Source organism: Rhodococcus sp. 05-2255-3B1, assembly GCF_002258545.1.
GTDB lineage: Bacteria > Actinomycetota > Actinomycetes > Mycobacteriales > Mycobacteriaceae > Rhodococcoides.
The window spans coordinates 327,566-351,417 of sequence record NZ_NOZC01000004.1; the positions used below are offsets into that span (position 1 = coordinate 327,566).

Below are 23,852 nucleotides of genomic sequence, written 5' to 3' on the forward strand. Positions count from 1 at the left end.
TTCTTTTTCCTTGTATTCGCTCGGGTTTCTTGCGGTTGCTACTGCAAGTCTGTGTGCTCGGCTACTAGATCTTGGAGACCTGCGTGAAGCCGAGCTCGACCGGTGTCTCACGGCCGAAGATCGATACCAGCACCTTGAGCTTCTGCTGCTCGGCGTTGACCTCGCTGATGCTGGCGGGGAGGGTGGCGAACGGGCCGTCCATGACGGTGACCGACTCGCCGACCTCGAAGTCGACCTCGATGGCCGGCTTCGACGTGGTGTCGCCGCCCTGATCGGTTGCGCCTGCGGTCGCTTTCGCGTCCTTCTTGGCACCTTCCTGCGGCATCAAGAACTTGACGACCTCGTTGATGGTCAACGGTGACGGCCGCGAAGTGGCACCGACGAAGCCGGTGACGCCCGGGGTGTTGCGGACCGCTCCCCAGGACTCGTCGTTGAGCTCCATGCGAACGAGGATGTAGCCGGGCAGAACCTTGCGGTTGACCTGCTTGCGCTGACCGTTCTTGATCTCGGTGACCTCTTCGGTGGGAACTTCCACCTGGAAGATGTAGTCACCGACGTCGAGGTTCTGCACGCGGGTCTCGAGGTTCGCCTTGACCTTGTTCTCGTATCCGGCATACGAGTGGATGACGTACCAGTCACCGGGAGCGCGGCGCAGAGCCGCCTTCATCTCGGCAACGGGATCCTCGGGCTCGGCTGTCACATCTGCGTCGGCAGTCTCGCCGTCTTCGGCGGGGACATCCTCACCGGCGGCAGCGGCGACATCGGCCTTGATTGCTTCGTCGGTCTCGCGGTCCTGAGCGGCCTGCTCCGCTTCGAGGCCCTGCTTGGTCGCCTCGACATCGGCGTCGAATGCGGCCACTTCGGTGGCGTCGTTGTGCGGCGTGCTCACGTCAGCACCCTTTCTCTAGTTTCCTGCTCGGTTCGATCGTCGATGGGTCACGCAGCTGCGATCGGTCAGCCGAACAGCCAGCCGACGCCCTGGATGAAGAGCACGTCGAGGCCACTGATGTACGCGACCATGAACGTCAGGAAGACGAGCACGACGGTGGTGTAGGTGACCATCTGCTTCTTGTTCGGCCAGATGACCTTGCGAAGCTCGGCGACGACCTCACGGAAGAACTGCAACAGACGCAGAAACACGTTCGGCCGCTTGTCGGCTTTGACGTTGCCCGATCGCGTCCTACCGGTCTTGACCTTCGCCGGCGTGGTGGTCGCGGCCGGAGCCTTGGACATCGACACGCCCGCAGCGCTGCCGCGGGACCTGCTGGTCGATCGCTTGCCGGTGGGCACCACGGCGTCTGCAGCGGATTCACCGGCAGTGGTGTCAGCATCGGAAGGACGGCCCTCGGAGCCAGGTGCGACGTCGTCTGAAGCCGAAGAGTTCTCGAACTCCTCCGATCGACCGTCGCGCTTACCGCGCTCCTCGCTCACGTCGTTCCTCTCAGTTGCTGACACCTTGGGCAGGGGCGACAGGACTTGAACCTGCAACCTACGGTTTTGGAGACCGTTGCTCTACCAATTGAGCTACGCCCCTTCGGCCGAAACTTCTCGGCCGCTCTGGTGTCCATTCGGCCGGTCGCTGCCGCACTACCTCTGGAAGAGGACGCGGGCAGCGCAGAGCGCCGAATTACCCAGAAATCTCAGTGTACTGCACACCCTTCGGAACAGATAAATCCCGTCGTCCCGGCCGTGAACGAGCTCGACCGGACCGACCCGTGCTCAGGCCAAGCGCACCGTTGCGGTGGCTCGCCCGAAGATCTTCTTGCCGGCGGACTTGGCGACGATGGCGACGGTCGCGGTTCGCGTCTCGGCGTCGGTTGCCTTGATCTTGCCGGTGAACTCCACCGACGCAGGCGAATCGACCGGGACGAGCACCGCACTGGTGAAGCGCACGTTGTACTCGGTGACCGCACCCGGGTCGCCGAGCCACGAGGTGACGAAACCGGCACCGAGACCCATCGTCAACATCCCGTGAGCGATGACGTCGTCCAATCCGGCCAATTCGACGACTTCGTCGCTCCAGTGGATCGGGTTGGGATCGCCGGACACGCCCGCATAGTTCACCAGGTCACCGCGGGTGAGCGAAACGACGCGCTCGGGAAGCTCGTCGCCGACCGACACGTCGTCGAAGTTACGAAGCGCCATGCCTGATCACTTCCTTCACCGCATGGGCGATGTTCTCGTCGATCTCACCGCCGGTACGCGCCACGATGGTCGTCCAGGTCGTCTGAACGAGATCGCCGTTCTGATCGGTGATGATGTTCTTGGTGGTCATGATGTCGCTGCCGCTCATCTGCCGGAACGACTCGAGATACACGTCGCAGAAGATTCGATCGCCCACCTGGAGCGGGCGATGGAATTCCAGCCTCTGATCGGTCTGCAGAATCTGACTCGGGTCGTATCCCGTGATGACCTCTTGCAACATCCGGGTCTGCGACATGATTCCGAGCAGCGACACGAAGGTCAAGGGCGCGATGAGACCGTAGTAGCCGAGGCCCTTCGCTGCGTCCTCGTCGTGATGCGCGGGATGAAAATCCTGGACGGCACGCGCATACTCACGAACCTTCTCGCGGCCGACCTCGTAGAAGTCGTCGACGCGGAAATGAGAACCGACCATGGACGCCGCGTGAGCGGACGCATCCATGGCCGGGACGTCGTGCTGAGCTTGTGACACGGAAAGACAACCTTTTCTACCCTGGACGCAAGAGCCGTTAGGGGGAGAAGTGTGTCCTAACGCCGGGCGCCGACTGGTGAACGGATCTGCGAACCAGCGAGCCGAGCGGAACTAGCGAGATTCGCGGTGAGCCCGATGCGTGCCGCAGTTGGAGCAGAACTTCTTCAGCTCGATGCGGTCGGGATCGTTCCGACGGTTCTTCTTCGTGATGTAGTTGCGGTGCTTGCAAACCTCGCAGGCCAAGGTGATCTTGGGCCGCACATCGGTGGAGGAGGCCACTGGACGCCTACTTTCGGGTAAATCTGATCAGGGTCAATCAGGACTGTTCATGAGTGCTACGGGTCGTGCTTGCCTACTGTGTAGCGGTGACCGGACTTGAACCGGCGACGCAACGATTATGAGTCGTTTGCTCTACCAACTGAGCTACACCGCCTCAGGTGCTCACCGTCCACCATCCCACGCGGGGAACGCGACGTCGAGCCATCCAATCCAGCGAGCCCCCTAACGGAATCGAACCGTTGACCTTTTCCTTACCATGGAAACGCTCTACCGACTGAGCTAAGGGGGCGAGCAACTACGCATGTTGCCGTGCGCTGAAGCCTTCAAGAGGTTACACATTCGGAGCGCCCAGTACCAAATTGCGTGGTCAGCGAGCCCAACATGTCCCTCTTCACATGGAAACCCCAGCGAGGAAAATCCTCGCCGGGGTTCCAGGTGTGGCAGATGTAGGATTCGAACCTACGTAGGCATAAGCCGACGGATTTACAGTCCGCTCCCATTGGCCGCTCGGGCAATCTGCCGTGATGCGATCGAAGCCCGTACTGCTCTTCGGCGCGGTGAGAAGAATACAACGAACGTCCCCCCGGAACGCAAACCGGGTGGATACGGTCGGTAGCGGGCCGATAAAGTCCCTGCGGGATGTGGACCGACACCACCGCCAAACAACATTTCGATTCGACTGGAGAGTGTGAGAAGTGGCTGATTCGTCCTTCGACGTAGTGAGCAAGGTCGACCGACAGGAAGTGGACAACGCTCTCGGACAGGCCGCGAAGGAGCTGGCGACCCGCTTCGACTTCCGAGGATCGGACACCAGCATCGAATGGTCCGGCAGCGGCGAGTCCGAGACCATCGTGATCACCTCCGAATCCGAGGAGAAGGTCAAGGCCGCCCTCGACGTGTTCAAGGAGAAGCTCATCCGACGCGATGTCTCCCTCAAGGCGTTCGAAGCCAACGATCCGGCCGCGTCCGGCAAGGTCTACAAGGTCACCGGCAAGCTCGTGCAGGGCATCACCACCGAGAACGCCAAGAAGATCACCAAGAAGATCCGCGACGACGGCCCCAAGGGCGTCAAGGCCCAGATCCAGGGCGACGAACTGCGCGTGAGCAGCAAGAAGCGCGACGACCTGCAAGCCATCCAGCAGCTGCTCAAGAACGAGGACTTCGGAATCGCACTGCAGTTCGTCAACTACCGCTAGAGCGGCTTCGCCGCACGTGAGCGGAAATTCGTAGCACGCTACGAATTTCTGCTCACATGGGTCGTTCCCGCAGGCTCCGTCAGTACGGCCGGTGGCCTGCCATCCGCTCGAGTCGCTCGATGCGGTCGGCCATCGGCGGGTGGGTGGCGAACAGTCGACCCGCCTTGTCGCCGATGCGGAACGGATTGGCGATCATCAGATGCGACTCGGCTGCCAATCGTGGCTCGGGCGGCAACGGTGCCAACTGCACGCCCCGCTCGAGTTTGCGGAGCGCCGAGGCCAGCGCCAGCGGATCTCCGGTCAGCTCGGCCCCCGACTGATCTGCCTGATACTCACGCGAACGAGAGACCGCCAGCCGTACCAGGGTGGCCGCAATGGGCCCCAGCATCGACACCAGCAGCAGCGCGATCGGGTTCGCGCCTCCGTTGCCGCGTCCGCCGAATACGTTGGCGAAGAAGGCCAGGTTGGCCAGGCCCGAAATGACGGCAGCCATCGCCCCGGCAACCGACGAGATCAGAATGTCGCGGTTGTAGACGTGCGAGAGCTCGTGACCGAGCACCGCTCGTAGTTCGCGCTCGTCGAGAATGCGCAGGATGCCCTCGGTGCAGCACACCGCGGCGTTGCGCGGATTGCGTCCGGTGGCGAACGCGTTGGGGTTGTTGGTGGGGCTGACGTACAGCGCAGGCATCGGCTGATGAGCCGTCGTCGCCAACTCCCGCACGATCCGATACATCGCCGGTTGCTCGAGTTCGCTCACCGGCACCGCGTGCATCGATCGCAGGGCCATCTTCGCGCTGTTGAAGTACGCGTAACCGTTGACGCCAACCGCCAGGACGATCGAGCCGATCAGAATGGTCGCGTTACCGAACAGCGAGCCGATGAAGACGATGAGCGCCGACATCCCGACCAGCAGGCCGAATGTCTTTGCGCCGTTCGCGTAACCGTTCATGTCCGAAGTGCCTCCTCGTACCGGGTGCTACTACCCGATCAACGAAAACACCCCGACCGGCAGTTCCCGGTCGTCAGCCCACGCGTTCGACGGTGTAATCCACCAACCGGCCGAGCGCATCGTTGGCCGGTCCCTGCGGCAGCAGTGCGAGTTCTGCGTGTGCCCGAGCGGCGTATTCGCCGAGTGTCCTCTTGGCCGAGATCATTCCCGGTGACCGCTGCAGCAGCTCGAGAGCCTCGGTGACCAGAGCGTCCTCGGTGACCGGACCGGCGAGGATCTCGCGCAGTCGATCGCCGTCGGCACCGTCCTCGCGCAGCGCGAAGAGCACCGGCAGAGTGTGTACGCCCTCCCGCAGGTCGGTGCCGGGAGTCTTGCCGGACTGCTCGGTGGCCGAGGAGATGTCGATGATGTCGTCGGAGATCTGGAAGGCGGTACCGACCGCGTCGCCCAGGCGCTCGAGTCGTCCCACGTGCTCGGCATCGCCGCCGCTGAAGGTTCCGCCGAAGCGTCCACACGATGCGATGAGCGAACCGGTCTTCTCCCACACGACCTTCAGATAGTGCGCGACGGGATCGTCGGTGCTCTTGGCTCCGATGGTCTCGCGCATCTGACCGGTGACGAGTTCTGCGAAGGTCTCGGCGATGATGCGCACGGCGTCGGGTCCAAGGGTGGACACCAGACGAGACGCGTGCGCGAACAGGTAGTCGCCCGCGAGGATCGCCACACTGTTACCCCAGCGTGAGTTCGCGCTCTCGGCACCTCGACGCATCGACGCCTCGTCCATGACGTCGTCGTGATAGAGCGTCGCCAGGTGGACCAGTTCGACAACCGTGGCCGCGGTGACGATCGCCGGATCGGTCGGCGACGGTCCCAGCTGGCCGGTGAGCACGGTGAACAGGGGCCGGAATCGTTTTCCGCCGGCCTTGGCCAGGTGCAACGCAGCCTCGGTGAGAAACTCCTCACCGTCGGAGAGCTCACTGATCATCAGCTCTTCGACGCGTGCGAGGCCGTCGGCGACGGATCGCGCGAGCTCCGGGTCACCCAGGTCGACTCCGGCAACGACCGTTGCTACGGCAGCGTCGTCTGTACTCACGATGTTGGTCCCTGTCCTGTCGTCGACATGCCGGCAGCAGCGACTTCAGCGCCGCTGCTCGCCTTCTACCGTAGTGAACCTAGCGTGCACACCGGTGCGACGGTGTCACCGACCACAGGTGACGCTTCACTCACCGAGGTTGCCGGAGATGACTTCCAGCGTCGCGGCCATCGCTGCCGACGCTCTGTCACCCAAGGCGTCCGTCAGAGCGGCCATCAGACCTTCGAGCAGGATCACGTGCGGAATCCGGCTGGTGACGGCGAGTTCGCGCTGGAAGCTGAGGTCGCGCATGCCCACCACCAGTGCGATGTCCGACGCGGCCGCCAGGGTCGAGCGAGCAAAGGACGTCACCGAGACCACGGTGGCTCCCCGATCCCGAGCGGCCTGAGCGGCCTTGGTCGATGCACTCGTGGCACCCGATCCGCTGATGATCAGGGCCACATCGCGATCGGTGAGAAGCCGGACGGCGACCTGCTGCGCGATCGAGTCGGTCGGTGCGTGCGAGCGCAGGCCGACCGAACGCATCCTGGCATCGGTATCGGCGGCCAACGCGGCCGAGAGTCCGTTGCCGATGACCACGACGGACTCGGCACCGGCGAGCGCAGCCACCGCGCGAGTGACATCCTCGGTGGTCAACAGTGCCGTCATCGCCGCGATGGAATCTCCGACATGGGCGAAGGTCTCCGTCACGATCGCGAACGGACCGTCCGCCGACCGCTCCTGCGCGGGCAACGCCCGGGCCGCATCGCGCGCGAGCAAGACTCGCAGCTGCTGATAACCACCGAAGCCGAGACTCTGACAGGTACGCACCACCGACGCCCGTGACGCCCCGGCCGCGTCGGCGACCTGCTGCGAGGACATCTCGACGATGTCGGCGGGACGTCGGAGAAACACCTCGGCGACGGCCCGCTCGGCCGGCAGCAACGACGGAATGATCGATCGGATGTGCGGCACGACTCCACCGGGCGCGAGATCCATGCTCATATCTTGCTCATACTTTTCTCTGCCATCCCCAGCTCCCGTCGATGATGCGTCGACGCACCTGACCGGAGACCTGGTCGATGAGCACGGTGATGACCACGACGACGATCAGCAGCATGCCGACCGCGCCCCACTGGCGGTACTGCACGTTGTCCACCAACATGCTGCCGATGCCGCCTGCACCGATCAGACCGAGGATGGCCGATGCGCGGACGTTGATCTCGAAGCGATAGAGCCAGAAGGCGAACACCTCGGGTGCGACGTCGGTCCACAGTCCCCACCGCACGATCTGGGCCGTCGAGCCGCCTGCCGCTCGGGCCGCTTCGATCGGACCTTTCTCCGCGCCTTCGATGGCCTCGTAGCCCCACTTGCCGAGAGTGCCGACCGAGCCGATGGCGATCGCGAGTGCGCCGGTGAACGCGGTCAGCCCGGTGACGGACAGAATGAGGATGGCAATGACGACCTCGGGGACTGCACGAATGACGGCGAACACGATGCGCAGCGGCCATCGCAGCCAGAGCGGCCCGATGTTCGCGGCTGCGAGGAAGCTCAGCGGAAACGACACGACGATGCCGAGCACCGTTCCGAACCAGGCCATCTGCACCGATTCGATGGTGGCCGAGACGGCCTTGCCGAGTGCGGACACGTCCGGTGGCGCGAACATCAGGCCGGCGTAGCGCACCAGGTTCTGTGGCAGGTCGAGCAATCTGTCCCAGCGAATCTCGATGCCGTACAACGACAGTGCGAACACGGCGAGGATGCCTACCCACACGGCGGTGCGCAGGGGGTTGCGTGGTTTGCGCGGCCGGGCCGGAGTGGCACGGGTGGTGCGGTCGATGACGCTCATCCGACCAACTTTCGACGGGCCCAGGACGAGATCAGTTCCAGCGCCAGGACGATGACGAGAATCTCGAGGATGATGAGGCTGAGCTGGTGATACTTGTAGAAGGTGCGGACGTTGTCGATGAGCATGCCGAGGCCACCTGCGCCGACGAGTCCGATGACCGCCGAGGCTCGGACGTTCAGCTCCAACGTGTAGAGACTCTGCGAGACGAACGCCGGAAAGATCTGCGGCGCAACAGCACTGCGATCGGCCGCAATCCAGGTGCCTCCGGCAGCGAGGGCCGCTTCCTGCGGACCGCGATCGACGGAGTCGAGTGCCTCGGAGACGAGCTTGACGATGATGCCGACGTTGAACACGATCAGCGCCAGAATTCCCGACAGCGCTCCCGTCCCGACCACCGCGACCAACACCGCTGCGTACAACAGATCAGGTACGGCGCGAACGACATTCATGATTCCGCGCACGACCGTCAGGAGCGGCCGATTCGGGTTGGTCACGCGTGAGGCCGCGAAGCTGAGCGGAAAGGAGATCGCGGCACCGATGGCGGTCGCGATGACGGCCATCTGCAGGGTCTCGAGGATGGCGTCGACGGTCTCGGGGAAGAACCAGTAGTCCGGCTGCATCAACTGGATCAGCTTGCCGGTGGCGTTGCCCCAGTTGTCGATGATGTCACCCAGGTCGGCACCGACACCGACGCCCGCCCAGACGGTGATCAGTCCGATGACGGCAAGTGTCACAACGGTTTTCCATGCCGAACGCGGCTTCACCGGCCGAGTGGAAACAGAAGCGCTCACAGCTCTGCCTTGGCTTCCAGCACGTCCTCGGCGGTCAGCGAGCGGCCGTAGATGCTCTCGAACACCGATTCGTCGGCGTCGCGGCCATGGCCGTCGAACACCACCTTGCCGTCGCGCAACCCGATCAGCCGGTCGCCGTAGCGGCGGGCGAGATCGAGGAAGTGCAGGTTGACCACCACGGTGATGCCGAGTTCTGCGTTGATGCGCTGCAGGTCTCGCATGACGACGTGCGACGTCGGCGGATCGAGCGAGGCCACCGGTTCGTCCGCGAGGATCACTCGCGGTTGTTGTGCCAGTGCCCGGGCGATGGCGACCCGTTGCTGCTGACCGCCGGAGAGGGACGACGCCTTCGCGTAGGCCTTGCCGACTATCTCGACTCGCTCGAGCGCCTGCATGCCCAGTTCGGTGTCTTCCGCGGACCAGGCACCGAGCAGGGTTCGCCACATCGGCGAGCTGTGCAGCCGGCCCATCATCACGTTGTTCAGCACGCTGGTGCGCTTGGCGAGGTTGAAGCCCTGGAAGATCATTCCGACGTCTCCGCGCAGATCGCGTAACCCTTTGCTGCTCAGATTGTTCACGGCGCGATCACCGACGGTCACGGTGCCGGAGGTGACCGGCACGAGGCCGTTGATGGTGCGGATCAACGTGGACTTTCCTGCCCCGGACAAGCCGACGACGGCAACCATCTGACCCGCCGGAATATCGAGAGTCACTCCGTCGAGCGCGGTGTGGCCGCCCGCGTAGGTAACCGAGACGTTGTCGAATGCGATGCCGTCGCCGCTCATTCGATCAGTTCCCCAGGCCGATAGTGTCCGCCTCGGTCTGCGCCTGCTGCAGCGCTGCAGGGTCCGCCTTGTCGAGACCGGTGATCTGGTAGATCGCCGTGAGGGCCTCGACGCCCTCGGGGGTGGACGCGTAGTCCTCCATCGCGTCCGAGATGCGCTGCTGCAGATCAGGGCTCAGCGAACTGCTGATCGAGACGCCGTCGTTGGGGATCTCGTTGGTCAGTGCGAACACCACCAGGTTCTTCGCCACATCGGGGGTGTCGGCGACGACGGTCTCGCGGGCGTCCCAGAACGACACGCCCACTTCGTCGTCGCCGTTGTTCACCGACAGCACTGCCGCCGGGTGCGAGGTGACCTGGGTCAGGTCCAGATCGGTGGTGGAGTCGATACCGGCCTCTTTCAATGCGGCGGAGGGGAAGACGAATCCGGCCGAGGACGCGGACTGCAGCATGACGGTCTTGGCACCGTTCATCTTGCTCAGCGAGTCCAATCCGGCCGGACCCGTGCCGCTTTCGGTTCCGTTGCAGTACAGCAGGCCGTTGGCTCCGGTGACGGGAGCGTCGTCGCAGTACTTGTCGGGGTTGTTGGTGTAGAACTGCGCGGCGTAGGTGGTCTTGCCCTTGCGCACGGTCTGCAGAGCCGGCTCGGCCCCGTACTTGTTGCAGGCCTGCACCATCTGCAGCGGCGGCAGCATGCCGATCTGGGCTTGGTTGGCACCGATGGCCTCCACCGCCGCCTGGTAGTCCTGTGTGATGACGCCGCGGACCGGGATGCCGAGGCGCTCGGTGAGCGCGTCCTGCAGCGGCTTGACGGTTTCGACGAGCTTGTTGGCGTCGCCCGAGGGGACGAGTGCCAGCGTCAGCTCCGACGGGTCGGCTGCATCTGCCGAGCTGGACCCGGTACAGGGCGACGCAGCCGAGGATTCGGTGGTGGACTCGTCGCGGGCTCCGCATCCGGTGAGCGAGGCGGCGAGCAGTCCGGTGGCAACCACCGCGAGCAAGGGAGTGCGGATTCTCATGACTGTCCTTCGTGGGTGAGTGCGAATGCTGCTGGATCGGTCGACCATTCGAGAAGTTCGTCGTACAACGCCGGAAACGACGAGGCGGAGAACGTCGCTTCAGGGCGGGGGTGACCGTGGCGGTCGATGTAAGCGGTGACGGCACCGCGCCGATGCGGTGCGTCGAGGTCGTTGCGCCAGATGTCGCCGACACTGGCCAACAGATGGGGTGATCGCGCGCCCAGTAGCGAGTCCACCAGCGCGGGCATCTTCTCGGGCTTGCCTGCATCGGTGACGACATGATCGACAGCCGCGGTCAGACCGAGCCGGTCGAGGGTTTCGATCACGCCGCGCCGCGGGGCATTGGTGGCCACAACCACGTCGGCGCGGACGAGATCGAGAAAATCCGCGAGCCCGGCCGGTGCCCACACCTCGAGCTCACCTGCGGCGAGGCGCTCGCGGGACTGCGCGTATGCGGCGGCGAGAACAGCAGCGTCCACTCCCACCGACAGCTGCTGGACGGCGGAGTAGCCGTCGAGGTACTCCCCCGCGCCGCGGTCCAGGAAAGCCGTCAACCCGGCACGGAGAGTTGCGGCGGAGATGCGGTCGAGAGATTCGGCCACCGCGTCTGCGTAGGCCCAGACCGGGTCGTCACCGAGGCAGACGGTGCCGTCGAAGTCGAGGAGGAGGATCGGTTGGTGCACGTGAGAGACGCTAGACCCGCCATGAACGATCCGTCCATAGATTCTGAATCTATGAAACAAGCGTTCACACGGCGTTAACCGGAGCCCCTTCACGGCACCGAGTCGCTCCGGTCGGGATACTGGAACTCGTGAGCACCCCCCACCCCGTCCCACCCACCGCGACCGACGTTCTGGTCGTGGGCGCGGGCCCCGCAGGATCGTCCGCTGCGGCATGGGCCGCGCGATCCGGCCGCGACGTCGTCCTGGCCGACGCGGCAGTCTTTCCCCGCGACAAGACGTGCGGTGACGGGTTGACGCCACGTGCCGTCGCCGAGCTCGATCAGTTGGGTCTGGGCGAGTGGGTGCGCGGCAAGGCGCGCAACCGGGGACTGCGACTGAGCGGATTCGGCCAGGAACTACAACTCGAGTGGCCGAGCAGATCGCTGCCGACCATCGGAAGTGCCGTCCCCAGAACCGAATTGGACGACAGGATTCGCGTCGTCGCGGTCGAATCCGGGGCCGTCATGGCCGAGGGAGCCAAGGCTGTCGCCGTCACCCGCGACGGCAATTCGGTCCGTTCTGTCACACTCCAGACCGCAACCGGAGCCCACGAGATCTCCTGTCGCACACTGATCGTCGCCGACGGTGTCCGTTCCACTCTGGGCAAGCAACTCGGGCGACAGTGGCATCGCGACACCGCATTCGGCGTCGCGGCTCGCGCCTACATCGACTCGGGCCGCAGCGACGACGAATGGATCAGCTCACACCTCGAATTACGTGACGCCGCAGGCACTCTGCAGCCCGGTTACGGCTGGGTCTTCCCGCTGAACGACGGGACCATCAACATCGGCGTCGGCACCTTGGCCACCGCCAAGCGGCCTGCACCCGGAGCGCTGCGCCCGCTTCTCGACCTCTACACCCACCAGCGTCGCGGCGAATGGGACCTCGGCGGGGAACTGCGCTCGGTGGCGTCGGCGCTGCTGCCGATGGGCGGAGCGGTCTCGGGCATCGCAGGCACCAACTGGGCCATCATCGGTGACGCCGCAGCCTGCGTGAACCCACTCAACGGCGAGGGCATCGACTACGGACTCGAAGGCGGCCGCATGGTCGTCGACCTGCTCGATCACCCCGACCTCACCGACGCGTGGCCGAGCCTGCTGCGCGAGCACTACGGGCAGGCCTTCTCCATCGCCCGACGCCTCGCCGGACTGTTGACCGTGCCGAGATTCCTACCGGCTGCAGGACCGGTGGGCATGCGCTCGCGGGCGCTGATGAAAGTTGCCGTCCGCTGCATGGGCAACCTCATCACCGAGGCCGACAGCGACCTCGTAGCGCGCACGTGGCGGGCATCGGGAAGCGGATCGTTGAAAGTCGATTCCCGGCCGCCGTTCTCGTGAACCGCGCTACGGTCGAGTTGCCTTGTGCAGCGCGACGATTCCGCCGGTGAGGTTGCGCCACTGCACGTCGGTCCAGCCGGCGTCGGCGATGCGCTGCGCCAACTGTTCCTGCGTCGGCCAAGCGCGGATGGACTCGGCGAGGTAGACGTACGCGTCGGGGTTACTGCTCACCGCGCGTGCGACTTTCGGCAACGCCTTCATCAGGTACTCCATGTACACGGTGCGGAACGGACCGAACACCGGCGTGGAGAATTCCGAGACGACGAGCCTGCCGCCGGGCTTGGTGACGCGGGCGATCTCGCGCAGTCCGGCATCGAAGTCCGAGACGTTGCGGAGGCCGAACGAGATGGTGGCGGCATCGAAGCTGGCGTCGGCGTAGGGCAGTGCCATCGCGTCGCCTGCGACCATCGGAACACCTCGCTGCAATCCGGCCTGCAACATGCCCTTGGAGAAATCGGTGGCCACGCACCAGGCTCCGCTGCGACCGAGTTCGACGGTGGAGACACCGGTGCCTGCAGCAAGATCGAGAACACGCTCGCCGGGTTTCAGATCCAACGCTCGCCGAGTGAGCTTGCGCCAACTGCGGTCCTGCCCGAACGAGAGAACGGTGTTGGTGATGTCGTATCGACGGGCGACGCCGTCGAACATCGACGCCACCTCGTGGGGCTCTTTTGCCAGGGTTGCGCGTGATGTCTGGGCCACAGGGTCCAGACTACTCAAGCAACGTTCACTGCCTGCGGCGCTGTGATGCCTTGCACGTCGTAGTAGTGCGAGATCAGTTCGTCGCAGATGGCGGGCCAGGTTCGGTGCAGAACGGATTTGCGGGCCGCGTCGCCGAATCGTGCGCGGGTGGTGGGTTCGGCGAGGGCACCTACGGCACTGGGCAGCAGCTCGGTGAACTTGTCGACCGGCAGCAGGTATCCGTTGCGGCAGTGCGAGACCAGGTCGCGCGGGCCCCCGGCGTCGGGTCCGATGACGGGGACGCCGCTGGAGAGGGCCTCTTGGACTGCCTGGCAGAAGGTTTCGTGTTCGCCGGGGTGGACGAAGATGTCGAAGCTGGCGTAGGCCCGAGCGAGTTCGTCGCCGCCGAGTTGACCGGTGAAGATCGCGCCGGGCATCAGGGTCTGCAACGCCGCTGTGTCGGGTCCGCCGCCGACGATCACCAACTGGATCGACGGGTCGGTGGCCAGTACGGCGAGCCGCTCGACGTGCTTCTCCGGGGCGAGCCTGCCGACGAATCCGACGATCAGCTTCTCGTTCGCTCCCCACTGGGTTCTGAGCGTCTGCGACGTGGCCGAGGGTGCGAAGCGGACGGCGTCCACTCCCCTGGCCCATCGGTGCACGCGCGGAATTCCGTGCAGCTCCAGTGCGTCGACGGCGGAGGTGGACGGTGCCAGGGTGCGGGCCGCGCCGCGGTGCAGTCTCCTCGTCCAGCGCCACGCGGCCTTGGACGTCAGGCCGAGGCCGTAACTGGCGGCGAAACCGGCGACATCGGTCTGGTAGACGGCAACAGCAGGCACATCCAGTCGGTTGGCGGCGGCGAGACCGCCTGCTCCGAGCAGGAACGGTGACGCGAGATGGACGACGTCGGGGGCGAAGGCGCGCATCGCCGAGACCATGCCGAGGCCCGGCACTCCGACGGGCAGCGAACTGACCTTGGGGACCATGATCGACGGCACCCGGTGCACCGGAACGTCGTCGTGCCACGTCGCGGCTCTGGGGCCGGACGGATTGTCCGGGGCGATGACGATGGCGTCGTGCCCCGTCTTGTCGAGGTGTTCGAGGACACGGATCACCGAGTGGGTGACGCCGTTCATGTTGGGCAAGAACGATTCCGCAACGATGGCTACTCGCACGGTCCTCAGTGTGGGCGGCCCCGCAGTCGGCCAGGTATGGACAACGTTACGTGTGGGCCAACGTCACACGAATTGCGCGAGCACCCACGACGGATCGGGGTTGGTGCGGTGTTCGGAGCCCACGAACACGGTCGGGACCGTCTCGTTGCCGTCGTTGACCGACCAAACCCGCGCGGCCGCAGCGTTGAATGGTCGTTCCGCAGGCTCCACTCCTGCCGGATCCTTGCGGATGTTCACCCACACGGCTTTCTTTCCGCGCAGCAGCAGCGCTACCCGCAACCGCAGGCAGAAGATGCATCCAGGACGCCAGTAGACCAACGGCACCGAATTCCGAGTCGCCAGAGTGCGCGAGGCGTCGTCGGACAGGGACCGGGGGTACAGCACCGGCGTCGTCAGGGCGAGAACGAACCCAACGGCGAGCACCAAGACCACGATCGAGGACGCAGTGTTGCCGAAGTTCACCAGCGCGAACCCGGCCACCGCGGCGAGGGCAGCGATGATCCACTGCTTGGCATTACGCATTCCGGGCCTCCTTGCGTCGTAACCAGAACAGCACCGGCCCGGCGATCAGCCAGGTGACGACGATGACCGACCCGGCCGGAACGATAGCGACGGTAGCGTCGCGGCCGGCGACGCGCACCAGTTCGACGTCCGGGTCTGCCTTGTAGTACTCGACCTCGATGCGTTGACCGGCGATGAGGTTGGTGGGGTACAGCACGCCGAGCGCCGGGTTGTGTGTCACGCCGTCGGGGGTGATGAAGCTGACGGCCGAGCGCAACTTGCCCGCGGACAGCACCTCGGCGGTGGCGGTGCCCTTGTCGGAATCGATGGTGACGTCGTTGCGCCAGGCTCCGACCACCAGAAGCACGGCGAGGACCGAAATCGCGCCGGCGACCACGAGCACGACCAGCCGGGTCCGGTACAGCGTTCGGCTGGCTCTGTCGGTAGCGGTCACAGCGATCAGGTTACTTCGCAGCCGACGCGACGCCGCTCGGGTAGCGTCTGCACTCATGTCGCGCAGCTTCGAGTTCACCGTCGAATCGTCCAATCCCCCCGCCGACGTGCACGCAGCACTCACCAGCGAGGCCCAGTGGGCAGCCCGTTTCGCCAAGGCGAAGAAGACGGACGGGTACGAAATGACCAAGCACGAGGACGGCGGTCTGACGGTCGACATCACCGAAGAGGTCGGCACCTCCGAACTCCCCGGCTTCGTCACGAAGGTCATCAAGGGCAAGCTGATCGTCTCCCGCACCGATCACTGGGGTCCGCTCGAGGGCGACCATGCCGAGGGAACCCTCATCGGCGGCACCACCGGTCTACCGGCCAAGGTGAACGGCACGCTGTCCCTTCGACCCGACGGAACCGGTGCGAAGTTGATCGTCAAGGGCGAATCGACGGTGAAGATTCCCCTCGTCGGCGGCAAGATCGAGGACTTGATCAACAAGATGATCAAGGACATGATCGATCAGGAAACCGGCGAAACCCTCGAATGGGTTGCGGCGCAACAGGGCTGACGACCTACCACGCGTTACAGCCGCGCCCTGATCGCTGCATGTAGATCCCGCAGTCCCGATCGCTCGGTGGTCACTTCCAGCACTCTGATTCCCGTGGCACGGCCGGTGAGTTCGGTTGCCAGATCGGCCAAGTCGACCAGTCGATGCTCCACACGATAGGCACCGCACAGCGCGCCGAGATCCATGCCGTGGGGTGTGCCGAACACTCTCTCGAACACCCCCGCGTACTGCGGGTCGCCCTGTTCGAGGAGCTCGAAGATGCCGCCGCCGTCGTCGTTGGCGACCACGATCGTCAGGTCGTCGGGACGCGGTTCACCGGTGCCGATGAGCAGGCCCGCCGCGTCGTGCAGAAATGTCAGATCGCCGAGAAGCGCTATGGTGCGGCGCTTTCCGGCCATCGCGGCACCGATGGCCGTCGAGACCGTGCCGTCGATGCCGGCCACGCCGCGGTTGGAGAGAACCTTCACGTCCGGGGTCGGGGTCGCCACCAGGGCCGCGTCGCGCACGGGGTTGGACGCTCCGAGCACCAGCTGGTCTCCGGGCTGCAGCGCGGACATCACCACGTCGGCAACGTGCAGCCCCGCCGGCTTGGGATGCTCTCGAAGTTGTTCGTGCACAGCCAGTTCGGCCTTCTCGGACAGAGCGGCGCAGCGCGCGATCCAGGCAGGGTCGGGCGCGCCGGTGGTGACTGCCCGAGTGCCGGTGGCCAGGACGTTGCCGGAGACGTCGGGCCAGCGCGGTCCGGTGGTCAGCGCGATGACGTCGACCGCAGGGTCGGCCAACAGAGCCGAGACCTGGCGATGCAGCGTAGGCCGCCCGGTGATGACTGCCTGGCGCGGCTTCAACTGCGCGAGAGCCAAGGGATGCAACGGGATTCCGTGCAGGGGCGCCGTCGGCTCGGCGACGGTCGGCAGCCCGGCGAGCTCCGGACGCACGGCACCGCCGTGACCGGAGACGACCACGGTGTCGATCGTCAGATCCAGTTCGACGGGAACGTCCAGTGTCGCCTGGGTGGTCGAGGTCCACGGCATTCCGTCGGGCCGACCCTCCGGACGGGCACCCGGGTCTCCGATCGCAGGCACCAACGGCTCACGCAGCGGGATATCGAAGTGCACCGGGCCCGCGTTGCCGGAGCGTGCGCCGCGCGCTGCGGCGATGACCCGTGAGACCGCACTGCGCCACTGACTGTTCTGCTTGGGCCCTTCCTCGGCGAGCCCGAGGCTGATCGTCGCGCGGACCTGAGATCCGAACAGGCCGAGCTGCTCGATGGTCTGGTTCGCGCCGGTCCCGAGCATCTCGTACGGGCGGTTGGCGCTGATGACGATCAGCGGAATGCGTGCGTAGTTCGCTTCGAGAACAGCAGGCCCCAGATTCGCGACCGCGGTTCCCGACGTCATCACCACAGGGACGGGCTGACCGCTGCCCAGGCTCAGCCCGATGGCCAGAAAGCCGGCGGTTCGCTCGTCGATCCGCATGTGCAACCGCAGACGACCGGCGACGTCCGCCTCCTGCAACGCGAACGCCAACGGAGCGTTCCGCGAGCCGGGACAGAGCACGACGTCTCGGATCCCGCTGCGCGCCAATTCGTCGACGACTGCGGTGGCCTGTGCGGTGGACGGATTCACAGTTTCCAGAGTGTCAGATGCGTCGGTCAGCCGCCGCAACCGGGCTTTGACAGTATTGAGGTGTGCGTACAGTCTTTCGGCCCGACGAGGTCGCTCCCGGTCGCTTCTACCAGCTCCTGACCGCTTCGGTGGTACCCAGGCCCATCGCGTGGATCTCCACCGTCTCCGCCGACGGTGTGGCGAACCTCGCCCCCTACAGCTTCTTCACGGTGTCCTCGGTGGTACCGCCCGTCGTGCAGTTCACCTCGGTGACCCGCAAGGACAGTCTTCGCAACATCGAGGCCACGGGCGAGTTCGTCGTGAACCTGGCGACGGCACCGTTGGTGGATCAGGTCAACAGCAGTTCGGCGAGCTTCGACCACGGCGTCAGCGAATTCGAAGCCGTCGGGATCGAGAGCGAGCCCAGCACCGTCGTGACACCACCGCGCGTGGCCGCCGCTCCGATCGCCATCGAGGCGACGCTGCATCGCGTCGTCGAAGTCGGTAACTGCTTCGTCGTCATGGGCACCGTCGTCGCTCTGTCGGTACGTCCCGAATATCTGGCCGAGGACGGCCTCCCCGAGTTCGACGCCATCGCCCCGCTGAGCCGCCTCGGCCGTACCGAGTGGGGCTTGCCGCCCGAGGTTCGCGAAATCGAGCGCCCTTCTTGATTCGCTGGTCGCTGCTGGTTCTCGTCACCGTCGGACTGACGGTCGGTGCGGACGCCCTCGGGGTTCCATCGGCAGCCCTGTTCGTCGCGTTGCTGGTGGGGGTGATCTTCGCTCTCGCAGGTTGGGCACCGACCACGGGCACCGAGCGCGCTCCGCTGCCGCGACGGCTCGGCATGGCGGCTCAGGCGGTGCTGGGCGTCGAGATCGGGACGCTGGTGCAACGAGACACACTCGGCTCACTGGGCGATGCGTGGTTGCCGGTGCTGCTGGCATGCGTCGGAACGCTCCTGTTGTCCATCGCCGCGGGCGCGCTGCTGGGACTGCGCAAGGACATCGATTCACTGACCGGTGCGCTGGCACTGGTCGCGGGCGGCGCGTCGGGCCTGGTGGCCATCGCCCAGGAACTCGGCGGCGACGAACGCGTCGTTGCGGTGGTGCAGTACCTGCGGGTCGTTCTCGTCACCACCACCCTGCCGCTGGTGGCGACGCTGGTGTTCCGGGCGCAGCCAGGGCACTCGACCGCGATCGCCGATTCCGGAGCTCCGCTGTACGTGGACCTGGTTTTCGTGCTGGTCTGCGGCGCGATCGGCGTACTGCTCGCGCGTGCGCTGCGCTTTCCTGCCCCCGCACTGCTGGGCCCACTGATCATCGCCACGTGCGCCGATGTCCTCGGGTTCTCGTTCGACGCATCGGTTCCCACGTTGCTGCTGTGGGCGGCGTACATCGTGATCGGGTGGCAAGCGGGTCTGCGATTCACCGTCGCGAGCCTGAAGTCCATCTCGCGGGTGCTGCCGTCCGCGTTGCTGCTCATCATCGCCGTCACCGTCGGGTGCGCGTTGCTGGGGCTGTGGTTGGCCTCGTCGACGGGCACCAGCGGATACGAGGGCTACCTCGCCACCACCCCGGGTGGGGTGTACGCGGTACTGGCGATCGCGGCATCGACCGGAGCGAACGTCACGTTCGTCGTGGCAGCGCAGGTGATCCGAGTGTTCATGATGCTGTTCGCGGTGCCGATGGGAGCGAAGGTCGTCCAGCACTACCGACGAGATCGACCCGAGTGAATCGACGCGACCCCATTCGGAGTTAGGGTCCACTAATCTCACCGGCATGGCCAAGTACGTCAAACCCGATCACCCGGCGTTCTACCGTCTGCACGTCCTCGCCGCCGAGAAGATCAGTTCCGGTTTCGTCAGAATCACCCTCGGGGGCGAGTCGCTCGCGGACTACCGGTACATGGGCTACGACCAGTGGTTTCGACTGTTCCTGCCGCAACCGGGGCAGAGCGAACCCCGCATACCCAGCACGACCTCCAAGCTCTGGTACGCCCAGTATCTGACCTTCTCGAAGGACACCAGACCGGTGGTTCGCAACTACACCGTCCGCGACTTCCGGCCCGCAGGCCAGGGCCGATTCAGCGAGGGTGCGGAGCTCGACGTCGACTTCGTCGCACACGGCGGCGAACACGGCGAGGCAGGTCCGGCGTCGTCGTGGGCTGCGCAGGCCGTACCCGGAGACCGCGTCGCGATTCTCGACGAGGGGCGCATCTACAACCCGGACACCGAACCCTCGTGGCAGTTGCTCGTCGGCGACGAAAGTGCTGCTCCGGCAATTCTCGGCATACTGCGATCCTCGCCCGCGGACCTGCGGGCCGTGGTGTTCGTCGAAGTCCCCACCGAGGCAGACATCCAGCATCAGGACGTGCCGCCGGACGTCGAGCTGAACTGGATCGTCCGTCCCGACCGGCATGCCAAACCCGGCGAGGCCGCACTGACCGCTGTGCAGCAGGCCGAACTTCCCGGCGGCACCCCGTACGTCTACGTGGCAGGCGAGCAGGGCCTGGCGACGGGCCTGCGCAGATACCTGGTGAACGACCGCGCAGTACCGAAATCCAGCATCTGCTTCACCGGATACTGGAAGTTCGGTAAAGCCGCCGGATAGCACTGGATTAGTGTCATCTCACATGTCCGGCTTGGGAAAAGGTCACACGGTCGTCACCGACTCGGTCGAGGTGGACGGCGCGTCGTTCGCCTCGCTGCGAGCCCGTCCTCTCCCCCGCGCCGAGCGCTACGAACTGGGTCGACGCCTACGCGAGAAGGTTCCGATCGCCTCCCTGGGTGACTGGGCGGCACCGCCGGATCGACCCGACCCGGTCAAGCAGATCGACTACTCGCACCAGGGCCGCATCGAGTGGCTGATACCGACGCGCCTCGAGCGGATGGTCGAGTCCCCCTACGGCTTTCTGCGCGGCACGGCCATCGTCATGGCCCGAGACGTGGCGATGCTGCCGTCGACCGGCATCAACCCGGTCATCAGCGGCGACGCCCACCTCGGCAACTTCGGTTTCTACGCCTCACCGGAACGTGACCTCGTCATCGACCTCAACGACTTCGACGAGGCCCACCCGGGAGCCTGGGAGTGGGATCTACGACGCCTCGCCGCGAGCATCTGGGTGGCCGGGCGGCAGAACGGCCGCACCGAGGATCAGTGCCGTGACGCCGTCACCGCCTGTGTGTCCGCGTACCGCATCGAGGTGGCCAGACTTGCCGACGAGCCGCTGATGTCGCGTTCGTTCCAGCGTCTGACCGCCGAGAAGCTGCAGCGTGACGCCACCGAAGGGTCGCTGCGCAAGGAGATCAAACGCGCCACCAAGAAGGCGCGTCGGCGCACCAGTGACCGCGTTCTGCCGCGTTTCACCGAGAAGCACGAGGGCAAGCGCAGAATCGTCGAGGAGCCGCCGATCACCACGCGCATCTCGGCGAAGGACGAGGAACTTCTCGCCGTCGGACTGGACGAGTATCTGCTCACCCTGACCCCGCACTGGCGTCGAGTGCTCGGTGGATACACGTTGATCGACGTGGCGCACCGCGTGGTGGGCGTCGGCAGCGTCGGCCTGCGGGCGTATGTGGCTCTGCTCGAGGGCACCAGCGAGGACGACGTGGTGTTTCTCCAGCTCAAGCAGGCCAGACGCTCGGTGCTGGCACCGTACGTGCACGGCGAATCGGCCTGGCACGACCATCAGGGGCAACGCGTCGTCGAGTATCAGCAGGATCTGCAGACCGTCAGCGATCCGCTACTGGGCTGGACGACCATCGCCGGACGGCAGTACTACGTGCGGCAGTTCCGCAACATGAAGGGAACGATCGACCTGTCGTCGATCGATGCACCCGCGCTGGTCGACTACGCACGGGTGGTGGGCCGTCTGCTGGCCAAGGGTCACGCGCGCACCAGTGGCGCGTCGATGATCTCGGGGTACACCGGCGATTCCGATGCCCTCGAGGTGGCGTTGTGCCGCTTCGCGCAGCTGTACGCGGATCAGACGGAAGCCGACTGGGAGTGCCTACGGCAGTGGCGTGGTTGAGTGCCGTGGGGGGCACATAACCACGCCACTGCGCGGAGCGCACTACGCGTGCTTGGCGACCAGGTCACCCACGCGAGGCAGTGCCTCGATGACGTTCTTCTTCGCCGAGCCACGCAGGCTGCCGTAGAACTTCTTGACGACGGACTTGTCGGTCTCCTCGATGCGTGCATCGGTGACCGAGAGCAGCGCGTCCGATGCGGCGTCGCCGTTGGCGACGAGATAGTCACCGAACGTGCCCTGCGGGGCAGCGTTGTACGACTGCCAGAACGGGTCGAGCTTGTCGACGAAATCGGGCCACAGAGCCGAGACCGCGCTGTCGATGTACGACGGCCCGACCTTCTTCACTGCGCCGTATCCCCCCTTGACCGCGAGGCCACTCGCGCCCTTCTTGTCCGCGACCTCGGCATCGATCAGAGCCAGAACGTCGACGCGCAGAGCGTCGGCCTTCGACTCGTCGAGCAGCGAATCCTTGAGTGCAGCAACCACTTCGAACTTCCTCCCAGATGTGTCAGCGGCCCCGTCGCGGACCGGCCGCAACACTACCGCAGAAGGGCGTGGCAACGCCGAACTCGCTCGATCCACCACTGCGTGCGATCGGCATCGGCATCGAGGTCGATCAGCGCCTGGGCGTCGGGTTCGAGGCTGCCGACGGGGTACGTTCCGTCGACCACCTCCGGCGCAGGTGCGACGTCTCGAACGAACAGTGCGCCCGTTCCCAGACCGCAGGCGAATTCGAGGTGCGGCAACGCCGCGGCAGCGGCCAGACCGGCCGAGATTCCCACCGCCGAATCCAGAGCACTCGACACCACCACCGGAACGCCGTACTCCCCCAGCTCGCCGGCCAGCTCGAGCACCGCGCGCATCCCACCGAGCGGGGCGACCTTGAGCACCGCGATGTCGGCTCCGCCTGCCCGGACGACCTTCATCGGATCCTCGGCTCGGCGAATGCTCTCGTCCGCTGCCACGCGAACTCCCGGAGCCCGGCGACGAAGTTCGACGAGTTCGGCAACGGTGGCGCACGGCTGCTCGGCGTACTCGAGCGGACCGTCGGCGGTCAGGGCCGTCAGCGCCGCTACCGCCTCGTCGACGGTCCAGCCTCCGTTGGCGTCGACGCGAACCCGCGGGACCAGCTCGCGCACCGCGCGCACCCGGGCGACGTCGTCGGCGAGCGTCTGCCCTTTCTCGGCCACCTTCACCTTGGCGGTCTCGGCCCCGGGAGATCGGCTCAGCACCGATGCCACCTCCGAGGCCGCCACGGCGGGGACGGTCGCATTCACCGGGATGCGTCGACGCAGTGGGCTCGGCGGGCCGTCCCACGCTGCCTCGATCGCCGACGCCAACCAGGGTGCCGACTCGACGTCGTCGTATTCGGGGAACGGTGAGAATTCACCCCACCCGGCCGGCCCACGAACGAGCATCACCTCGCGGGTGGTGATGCCGCGGAACTTGGTCCGCATGGGCATCGAGAGCACGTGCGCGCCGTCCAGAATGTCGTCGATCGGGGGGATCATTGCTGCCCCGGGAGCAACTGCACCATCAACGCCTCGCAGTCGGCCAACAGGGTGCCGTCGAGATCGGTGAGCCGAGCGTTGATGAACGTCTTGCGCCCCTCGACCCGATCCACCGCGCCCTCGACGACCAGCTCGGTGTTCAGCGGCGTCACCTTGCGGTAGTTGATGTGCAGGTACGCCGTCCGGCTGATGGGCCTGCCGTAGGCGTGCTGGATCAGGCCGAAGAGGTCGTCGAACAGCAGCGGCAAAGTGCCGCCGTGCGCGGCGGAGTTACCACCGAGGTGGAAACGACGGAACATGCCTCTGCTGCGCACGCCCTCGGCGTCGATCTTCTCGATGATCCACGGCAGCAACAGCAGCGAACCGCGACCGGGCAGCCGAGGAACTCGTCCGGCGGTCTGTCGCCCCTCGGCCACCACGTGCGGACTCAACAGCTCGGTCAGTTCCCTGGCCTTGTCCGCTGCCGCCGCGGTCACGTCGGCCGGCAACGAGGTGGACACCGCGAGATCCTGCACCGTGCGCAGCGCCTCGAGCAACTGCCCGTACTCCGGGCCCACCTTCGCCGGCACGAAACGCGGGAAGCCGCCGTGGTGGTCGTATTCGGGGTCGGAATCTCGGTCGAGCTCGATCGGGTCGGTCATGACTGCACGCTAGCTGCACCGACCG

The 23,852-nt window shown here is 65.7% G+C and carries 28 protein-coding genes and 4 tRNA genes; 7 read left to right on the forward strand and 25 right to left on the reverse strand.

The features are described 5' to 3' along the window. Positions 1 to 64: 64 nt before the first annotated feature. The 9 genes from nusG to CH249_RS03740 all read right to left on the reverse strand — a co-directional run bounded on the left by nusG (position 65) and on the right by CH249_RS03740 (position 3,474). A complete protein-coding gene (gene nusG / locus CH249_RS03700; protein WP_045199006.1) occupies positions 65 to 889 on the reverse strand; it encodes a transcription termination/antitermination protein NusG in 825 nt (274 codons plus the stop codon). Positions 890 to 954: 65 nt separating this feature from the next. Continuing rightward, positions 955 to 1,431: a preprotein translocase subunit SecE gene (gene secE, locus CH249_RS03705; protein ID WP_045201020.1), complete on the reverse strand. Its 477-nt coding sequence runs from the start codon at positions 1,429 to 1,431 to the stop codon at positions 955 to 957. 30 nt (positions 1,432 to 1,461) lie between these two features. Further along, positions 1,462 to 1,534: transfer RNA gene (locus tag CH249_RS03710), tRNA-Trp, on the reverse strand. A gap of 185 nt (positions 1,535 to 1,719) precedes the next feature. Continuing rightward, on the reverse strand, positions 1,720 to 2,145 hold the full coding sequence (hadB, locus tag CH249_RS03715; RefSeq protein ID WP_032393945.1) for a (3R)-hydroxyacyl-ACP dehydratase subunit HadB: 426 nt from the start codon (positions 2,143 to 2,145) through the stop codon (positions 1,720 to 1,722). After that, the gene (hadA, locus tag CH249_RS03720; protein WP_094682203.1) at positions 2,132 to 2,644 is read right to left on the reverse strand and encodes a (3R)-hydroxyacyl-ACP dehydratase subunit HadA; all 513 of its coding nucleotides are present in this window, start codon (positions 2,642 to 2,644) and stop codon (positions 2,132 to 2,134) included. Before hadA ends, hadB begins: the two co-directional genes overlap by 14 nt. Positions 2,645 to 2,785: 141 nt before the next feature. Continuing rightward, positions 2,786 to 2,953: a 50S ribosomal protein L33 gene (gene rpmG / locus CH249_RS03725; protein WP_027498281.1), complete on the reverse strand. Its 168-nt coding sequence runs from the start codon at positions 2,951 to 2,953 to the stop codon at positions 2,786 to 2,788. Between the two features lie 81 nt (positions 2,954 to 3,034). Next, positions 3,035 to 3,107 (reverse strand) — tRNA-Met (locus tag CH249_RS03730). Positions 3,108 to 3,169: 62 nt separating this feature from the next. Continuing rightward, a tRNA-Thr gene (locus tag CH249_RS03735) sits at positions 3,170 to 3,242 on the reverse strand. Between the two features lie 149 nt (positions 3,243 to 3,391). Then, a tRNA-Tyr gene (locus CH249_RS03740) sits at positions 3,392 to 3,474 on the reverse strand. A 174-nt stretch (positions 3,475 to 3,648) separates the two neighbouring features. Here CH249_RS03740 and CH249_RS03745 point away from each other — a divergent pair. Continuing rightward, the gene (locus CH249_RS03745; protein ID WP_045199002.1) at positions 3,649 to 4,149 is read left to right on the forward strand and encodes a YajQ family cyclic di-GMP-binding protein; all 501 of its coding nucleotides are present in this window, start codon (positions 3,649 to 3,651) and stop codon (positions 4,147 to 4,149) included. Between the two features lie 79 nt (positions 4,150 to 4,228). On the opposite strand, the gene htpX is transcribed toward CH249_RS03745, so the two are convergent. The 8 genes from htpX to CH249_RS03785 form a co-directional block, all read right to left on the reverse strand. Then, entirely contained in the window at positions 4,229 to 5,098 is an 870-nt protein-coding gene (gene htpX / locus CH249_RS03750) for a zinc metalloprotease HtpX (RefSeq protein WP_045199000.1), read from the reverse strand. 73 nt (positions 5,099 to 5,171) lie between these two features. Beyond that, complete coding sequence (locus CH249_RS03755) at positions 5,172 to 6,191, reverse strand: polyprenyl synthetase family protein (protein WP_032393941.1); 1,020 nt, start codon at positions 6,189 to 6,191, stop codon at positions 5,172 to 5,174. Positions 6,192 to 6,317: 126 nt separating this feature from the next. Then, positions 6,318 to 7,175 carry a MurR/RpiR family transcriptional regulator gene (locus tag CH249_RS03760; protein ID WP_045198998.1) on the reverse strand — a complete coding sequence of 286 codons (858 nt, stop codon included), beginning with the start codon at positions 7,173 to 7,175 and terminating at the stop codon, positions 6,318 to 6,320. A 7-nt stretch (positions 7,176 to 7,182) separates the two neighbouring features. Continuing rightward, the gene (gene phnE / locus CH249_RS03765) at positions 7,183 to 8,019 is read right to left on the reverse strand and encodes a phosphonate ABC transporter, permease protein PhnE (protein WP_045198997.1); all 837 of its coding nucleotides are present in this window, start codon (positions 8,017 to 8,019) and stop codon (positions 7,183 to 7,185) included. Further along, the gene (gene phnE / locus CH249_RS03770) at positions 8,016 to 8,810 is read right to left on the reverse strand and encodes a phosphonate ABC transporter, permease protein PhnE (protein ID WP_045198995.1); all 795 of its coding nucleotides are present in this window, start codon (positions 8,808 to 8,810) and stop codon (positions 8,016 to 8,018) included. The genes phnE (CH249_RS03765) and phnE (CH249_RS03770) overlap by 4 nt, the downstream gene beginning before the upstream one ends. After that, positions 8,807 to 9,595, reverse strand: coding sequence for a phosphonate ABC transporter ATP-binding protein (gene phnC / locus CH249_RS03775; RefSeq protein ID WP_045198993.1), 789 nt, complete (start codon positions 9,593 to 9,595; stop codon positions 8,807 to 8,809). Before phnC ends, phnE (CH249_RS03770) begins: the two co-directional genes overlap by 4 nt. 4 nt (positions 9,596 to 9,599) lie before the next feature. After that, entirely contained in the window at positions 9,600 to 10,613 is a 1,014-nt protein-coding gene (phnD, locus tag CH249_RS03780; RefSeq protein ID WP_094682204.1) for a phosphate/phosphite/phosphonate ABC transporter substrate-binding protein, read from the reverse strand. Continuing rightward, positions 10,610 to 11,296 carry an HAD family hydrolase gene (locus CH249_RS03785; RefSeq protein WP_045198988.1) on the reverse strand — a complete coding sequence of 229 codons (687 nt, stop codon included), beginning with the start codon at positions 11,294 to 11,296 and terminating at the stop codon, positions 10,610 to 10,612. Before CH249_RS03785 ends, phnD begins: the two co-directional genes overlap by 4 nt. Positions 11,297 to 11,424: 128 nt before the next feature. On the opposite strand from CH249_RS03785, the gene CH249_RS03790 reads away from it, so the two are divergent. Then, a complete protein-coding gene (locus tag CH249_RS03790; RefSeq protein ID WP_082073921.1) occupies positions 11,425 to 12,672 on the forward strand; it encodes a geranylgeranyl reductase family protein in 1,248 nt (415 codons plus the stop codon). Positions 12,673 to 12,678: 6 nt separating this feature from the next. On the opposite strand, the gene CH249_RS03795 is transcribed toward CH249_RS03790, so the two are convergent. The 4 genes from CH249_RS03795 to CH249_RS03810 all read right to left on the reverse strand — a co-directional run bounded on the left by CH249_RS03795 (position 12,679) and on the right by CH249_RS03810 (position 15,483). Then, positions 12,679 to 13,374, reverse strand: a complete 696-nt coding sequence (locus CH249_RS03795) for a demethylmenaquinone methyltransferase (RefSeq protein ID WP_082073920.1) — start codon at positions 13,372 to 13,374, stop codon at positions 12,679 to 12,681. 14 nt (positions 13,375 to 13,388) lie between these two features. After that, entirely contained in the window at positions 13,389 to 14,528 is a 1,140-nt protein-coding gene (locus CH249_RS03800; RefSeq protein WP_179272897.1) for a glycosyltransferase family 1 protein, read from the reverse strand. Between the two features lie 63 nt (positions 14,529 to 14,591). Continuing rightward, positions 14,592 to 15,050, reverse strand: a complete 459-nt coding sequence (locus tag CH249_RS03805; protein WP_094682205.1) for a glutaredoxin domain-containing protein — start codon at positions 15,048 to 15,050, stop codon at positions 14,592 to 14,594. Further along, entirely contained in the window at positions 15,043 to 15,483 is a 441-nt protein-coding gene (locus CH249_RS03810; RefSeq protein ID WP_045201015.1) for a hypothetical protein, read from the reverse strand. Before CH249_RS03810 ends, CH249_RS03805 begins: the two co-directional genes overlap by 8 nt. Before the next feature lie 55 nt (positions 15,484 to 15,538). Between CH249_RS03810 and CH249_RS03815 the strand changes: the two genes are divergently transcribed. Next, on the forward strand, positions 15,539 to 16,042 hold the full coding sequence (locus CH249_RS03815; RefSeq protein ID WP_094629483.1) for a DUF2505 domain-containing protein: 504 nt from the start codon (positions 15,539 to 15,541) through the stop codon (positions 16,040 to 16,042). 14 nt (positions 16,043 to 16,056) lie between these two features. On the opposite strand, the gene menD is transcribed toward CH249_RS03815, so the two are convergent. Further along, positions 16,057 to 17,667, reverse strand: a complete 1,611-nt coding sequence (gene menD, locus CH249_RS03820; protein ID WP_045198981.1) for a 2-succinyl-5-enolpyruvyl-6-hydroxy-3-cyclohexene-1-carboxylic-acid synthase — start codon at positions 17,665 to 17,667, stop codon at positions 16,057 to 16,059. Positions 17,668 to 17,729: 62 nt separating this feature from the next. Between menD and CH249_RS03825 the strand changes: the two genes are divergently transcribed. The 4 genes from CH249_RS03825 to CH249_RS03840 are packed head-to-tail and all read left to right on the forward strand — an operon-like array spanning position 17,730 to position 21,675. Beyond that, entirely contained in the window at positions 17,730 to 18,317 is a 588-nt protein-coding gene (locus tag CH249_RS03825; RefSeq protein WP_032393928.1) for a flavin reductase family protein, read from the forward strand. Then, positions 18,314 to 19,378: an AbrB family transcriptional regulator gene (locus CH249_RS03830; protein WP_045198978.1), complete on the forward strand. Its 1,065-nt coding sequence runs from the start codon at positions 18,314 to 18,316 to the stop codon at positions 19,376 to 19,378. Before CH249_RS03825 ends, CH249_RS03830 begins: the two co-directional genes overlap by 4 nt. Before the next feature lie 46 nt (positions 19,379 to 19,424). After that, complete coding sequence (locus CH249_RS03835; RefSeq protein ID WP_045198975.1) at positions 19,425 to 20,255, forward strand: siderophore-interacting protein; 831 nt, start codon at positions 19,425 to 19,427, stop codon at positions 20,253 to 20,255. A 22-nt stretch (positions 20,256 to 20,277) separates the two neighbouring features. Further along, on the forward strand, positions 20,278 to 21,675 hold the full coding sequence (locus CH249_RS03840; RefSeq protein WP_045198973.1) for a DUF2252 domain-containing protein: 1,398 nt from the start codon (positions 20,278 to 20,280) through the stop codon (positions 21,673 to 21,675). Positions 21,676 to 21,717: 42 nt separating this feature from the next. Here the strand turns inward: CH249_RS03840 and CH249_RS03845 are convergent, their stop codons facing one another. Genes CH249_RS03845 through CH249_RS03855 form a run of 3 tightly spaced genes read right to left on the reverse strand, consistent with a single transcriptional unit; the run spans position 21,718 to position 23,827 of the window. Then, positions 21,718 to 22,161, reverse strand: coding sequence for a hypothetical protein (locus CH249_RS03845; RefSeq protein WP_032393924.1), 444 nt, complete (start codon positions 22,159 to 22,161; stop codon positions 21,718 to 21,720). Between the two features lie 53 nt (positions 22,162 to 22,214). Further along, positions 22,215 to 23,186 carry an o-succinylbenzoate synthase gene (locus CH249_RS03850; protein ID WP_094629476.1) on the reverse strand — a complete coding sequence of 324 codons (972 nt, stop codon included), beginning with the start codon at positions 23,184 to 23,186 and terminating at the stop codon, positions 22,215 to 22,217. Beyond that, positions 23,183 to 23,827 carry a PaaI family thioesterase gene (locus CH249_RS03855; protein ID WP_094682207.1) on the reverse strand — a complete coding sequence of 215 codons (645 nt, stop codon included), beginning with the start codon at positions 23,825 to 23,827 and terminating at the stop codon, positions 23,183 to 23,185. The genes CH249_RS03850 and CH249_RS03855 overlap by 4 nt, the downstream gene beginning before the upstream one ends. Positions 23,828 to 23,852 lie beyond the last annotated feature (25 nt).

What these genes read in the sequence shown, in the direction of transcription:
- CH249_RS03835 (WP_045198975.1), top strand. Translation starts at nt 19,425, where the DNA reads ATGGCCAAGTACGTCAAACCCGATCACCCGGCGTTCTACCGTCTGCAC.
- CH249_RS03805 (WP_094682205.1), bottom strand. Translation starts at nt 15,050, where the DNA reads ATGCGTAATGCCAAGCAGTGGATCATCGCTGCCCTCGCCGCGGTGGCC.
- phnD (WP_094682204.1), bottom strand. Translation starts at nt 10,613, where the DNA reads ATGAGAATCCGCACTCCCTTGCTCGCGGTGGTTGCCACCGGACTGCTC.
- CH249_RS03850 (WP_094629476.1), bottom strand. Translation starts at nt 23,186, where the DNA reads ATGATCCCCCCGATCGACGACATTCTGGACGGCGCGCACGTGCTCTCG.
- CH249_RS03855 (WP_094682207.1), bottom strand. Translation starts at nt 23,827, where the DNA reads ATGACCGACCCGATCGAGCTCGACCGAGATTCCGACCCCGAATACGAC.
- CH249_RS03760 (WP_045198998.1), bottom strand. Translation starts at nt 7,175, where the DNA reads ATGAGCATGGATCTCGCGCCCGGTGGAGTCGTGCCGCACATCCGATCG.
- htpX (WP_045199000.1), bottom strand. Translation starts at nt 5,098, where the DNA reads ATGAACGGTTACGCGAACGGCGCAAAGACATTCGGCCTGCTGGTCGGG.
- hadA (WP_094682203.1), bottom strand. Translation starts at nt 2,644, where the DNA reads ATGGATGCGTCCGCTCACGCGGCGTCCATGGTCGGTTCTCATTTCCGC.
- CH249_RS03840 (WP_045198973.1), top strand. Translation starts at nt 20,278, where the DNA reads ATGTCCGGCTTGGGAAAAGGTCACACGGTCGTCACCGACTCGGTCGAG.
- phnC (WP_045198993.1), bottom strand. Translation starts at nt 9,595, where the DNA reads ATGAGCGGCGACGGCATCGCATTCGACAACGTCTCGGTTACCTACGCG.
- phnE (WP_045198997.1), bottom strand. Translation starts at nt 8,019, where the DNA reads ATGAGCGTCATCGACCGCACCACCCGTGCCACTCCGGCCCGGCCGCGC.
- CH249_RS03815 (WP_094629483.1), top strand. Translation starts at nt 15,539, where the DNA reads ATGTCGCGCAGCTTCGAGTTCACCGTCGAATCGTCCAATCCCCCCGCC.
- hadB (WP_032393945.1), bottom strand. Translation starts at nt 2,145, where the DNA reads ATGGCGCTTCGTAACTTCGACGACGTGTCGGTCGGCGACGAGCTTCCC.